Here is a 3434-nt window from a genome sequence, read left to right on the forward strand (position 1 = left end):
TGCTGGCGCTTTCGCACCAGGAGGGAGAAGAAATTACCGAGGTCGGGGATTGCAGGTTGGGGGTTGGTGTGTGCCAAGAAGGCGAAGGCCGGGGTCGGAGGTTTGTGGTTGGGGTTCGAAAGAGCAAAGTGAAACTGGTTCTCCGTTGAACAGTTCACCGTTCTCCGAGGAAAATTCTTCGTTCCAGAGCGAGGATCTGTTCTTCGTTCTTGGTTTAGATCAAAAACCACGAACACGAGATTCTGAATGGAGTTCATAATGACGGATTCTTTCGCTCAGCGACCAGAGGATTTTTTCTCTTAAGCGCACAGCGGTTCTTGTGCTTGCAACTTGGAACATGCAACTCGCAACCGCTCTTTCGAACAAACAGCTGTTCTCCCAAGAACGGCTTCTAGCGATCTAACCAGACCCCGGACCCGGTTCATACCCGCGAAGAAGGCATTGCGACCTGGGACGTTCTTGCCCGGCCTTGCGTCCGGCGATGTTCTTCGGCGCCTGCCTTTAGTCTGATCTTTTGTTTTTCGCACCTAGATCTTGCAACGTGGAACTGGCAACTTGCAACTGGTCTCGGCCGCGAAGCGAAACTGGCGAAGGCGTAGCCTTCACAGGCGCGATGATTTTCGCCTTTTGACTGGACTCTGTAAGCAGACTCCTCCTCATCACACGTAATCAAAACCGTAGTCTGGAAGAGTTATAGGAAGACCCTTGAACTTGCTGCAGCATAGAATCTCCTGATTAAGTTCGGCCAAAGAGAGTCTTTCAGCACTCTCCAGAAATCTGTCGTAATCCTCCGAAAGCATTACCTCGGTGAAATAGCTTTCCATCTGATCGAAGAAGTGGCGTTTCGAAATGACCTTTGCCGTTCCCGGAAACTCGCATGGCAGGCTTTCTTCGCTTCTGAATAGTCTGTCGGCGATTATAGTGCACTCTTCAAGTCCTTCTTTTTCTATGAAGCTTTTTGTCAAGGATATTACGTCCTTGCTGCTGCCTCCATATTCCACAACGTGATTCCCCGTTTCCTTTTCCACAACGGTGATGTACGCTCTGTCGTTGATATAGGTCTTTGTCTTTCTGGCCACTGCGTATCCTGTCGAGAAGATCTTCTCAAAATCCGAAAAGCTCCTGATGTATCTGACGGGTTTCAGTCGGTACAGGTCAAGAATCCTTCCGATGTCGGTACGCTTTGCTTCCCTCATCGCGGTTGCTCTACCATGTTTCACTACAATCTTTTTGAGACCGGGGGGTTTGACCGCTCCAAAACGCTGATACATCCCTCTTCCTCCGGATATGATGAGCAGTGATAGTCCCAGATCTATAGCCAATTCCTCTGCCTTGGCAAGAGTCACGGCGCCGTAATTCTTTCCGCGGTAGTCTGGGTGAGTGCATACCGAACCAACGAGTCCAACTTTCATTCTGTGACCGAATAGAGATATTTCTCTGGGAAGGAGCCCGATCATCGCTACAGGTCTTCCAGCGTCTTTGACAACGGTTATGTTCTTAACGTTTTCCTCGGAGAAAAGCACAGGAAAGATCTTGCCCATTTCAGTATTGAAGACCAGAGATGCTAGCTCAATAGCTCCTTCGAGATCTCCGATCTCAGCTCGGACGGGGCTGCTCAAGAGAACACCTCCCAACATCATCTTAATCAGCTATATAATTGATAATCTCATAAACACGAGTTAGCTGCAAGATTATGATTAAATAGAGTTTGATAATTAAATCGAAAGGGTGATTTCGTTGTCCGAGACAGTGCACAGAATAATGCTTGATGACAAAGAATTGATAGTTATCGGTACCGCCCACGTATCAAAGAACAGCGCCGAAGAAGTGAAGACGATCATTGAGGAAGAGAAACCCGATTCCGTTGCTATAGAGTTGTGTAATTCCCGTTATCAATCGATGCAGGATCAGGATAGATGGAAGAAGACCGATATCGCAAAGGTTGTTAAGGAGAAGAAATCCTTTCTTCTTCTGGCAAATCTCATACTCTCTTCCTATCAGAAGAGAATGGCGAAGCAGATAGGAATTCAAGCTGGACAGGAGATGCTGCAGGCTATTGAGTCGGCAAAAGAGATAGGAGCGCAGCTTGTTCTCGCGGATAGAGATATTCAGGTTACTTTCGCAAGAATATGGGGAAATCTCGGCTTCTGGGGAAAGACGAAACTCTTCTTCACTCTCGTTCTGTCAATTTTCAGCGATGAGAAGATAACCGAAGAAGATCTTGAAAAGATGAAGTCGGGTGATATGCTTACATCGGCTCTTAGTGAACTTTCAAAGTCTTTTCCGCAGCTGAAGGAGACTCTTATTGACGAGAGGGACAAGTTTCTTGCCCAGAAGATCAAGACGGCTCCAGGAAAGAAAGTAGTCGCAGTCGTTGGTGCCGGACATGTCCCGGGTTTGAAAGAGGCTATAAAAGAGGATCAGGACCTTGTGGCACTCAGCAAGATCCCTCCGAAGAAGAAGACCGGTAAGATTATCGGCTGGACCATATCAATAGTCATTATTGCTCTCATGGTATCTACTATTATCGTGAACAGGGATGCCGGATTAGACCAGATACTGGCCTGGATCCTCTGGAACGGATCGCTTTCTGCTCTGGGGACTATTGCAGCTCTTGGCCACCCTCTCTCTATATTGACTGCTTTCTTCATCGCTCCGGTGAGTTCCTTGAACCCTATTCTCGCTGCCGGGTGGTTTGCCGGTCTTGTGGAGGCGCTGGTGAGAAAGCCAAAGGTCTTCGACTTTGAAAACTTGAACGAAGATGTAAGTTCATTCAAGGGGTTCTGGAAAAACAGAGTTACGAAGATCCTTCTGGTTGTAGTATTCGCGAACGTTGGAAGCAGTGTGGGGACTTTTATCGGGGGAGCCGAGGTCATTAGGATCTTTGTTAAGTCTTTCTTCGGATAAGAGGATGCCTGCGTTCTTGAATGCTTTCATTGTAGAACAAAGAGACTGACGATATTGCTGAGAGTGTACCCAAGGTTGGTTTCTAGGAGCACATAGGTTCCTGAAGGAAGGAATTTCAAACAGCCGGCTACTTCTGATCGGGAGAAGATTTGCCGATTGGGCCCTTGCAGCCTACTTTATTCTTGATGAAGATGGTTTCACAGTTGCGTAGAATGTCCTTGGCACGGTGAGCTTATCGAAGGAAAAGGGATACGTCGATAGAGAGAAGTAACAGACATCGGTTTATCCGGCAAATTCTCAGTAACTAAGGCTAGTTTGTTCCGTAATGCATCATAATTAAATCTACTCAAGAGAGAAGTTCTTCGTCTTTTGAGTCCAAATGTAATATAATAGTATCGTAAGACATTTGCTTTTTTATGAAGCGTTGATTACTTCAGTATCGATCATGGATTACACTGTTTTTTTTTGCTCTTTGATAATCTCTCTCGTTTCTTGTCATTACCTAGGGCTTCCTGAAAAACTACTAC

The 3434-nt window shown here is 46.5% G+C and carries 2 protein-coding genes; one reads left to right on the forward strand and one right to left on the reverse strand.

The features are described from left to right. Positions 1-659: 659 nt before the first annotated feature. Positions 660-1619: a GNAT family N-acetyltransferase gene (locus V512_RS13085; RefSeq protein WP_099830901.1), complete on the reverse strand. Its 960-nt coding sequence runs from the start codon at positions 1617-1619 to the stop codon at positions 660-662. A gap of 118 nt (positions 1620-1737) precedes the next feature. On the opposite strand from V512_RS13085, the gene V512_RS13090 reads away from it, so the two are divergent. Continuing rightward, the gene (locus V512_RS13090; protein WP_099830902.1) at positions 1738-2907 is read left to right on the forward strand and encodes a TraB/GumN family protein; all 1170 of its coding nucleotides are present in this window, start codon (positions 1738-1740) and stop codon (positions 2905-2907) included. Positions 2908-3434 lie beyond the last annotated feature (527 nt).

This window comes from Mesotoga sp. Brook.08.105.5.1 (genome assembly GCF_002752635.1).
In the GTDB taxonomy this organism is placed as follows: domain Bacteria; phylum Thermotogota; class Thermotogae; order Petrotogales; family Kosmotogaceae; genus Mesotoga.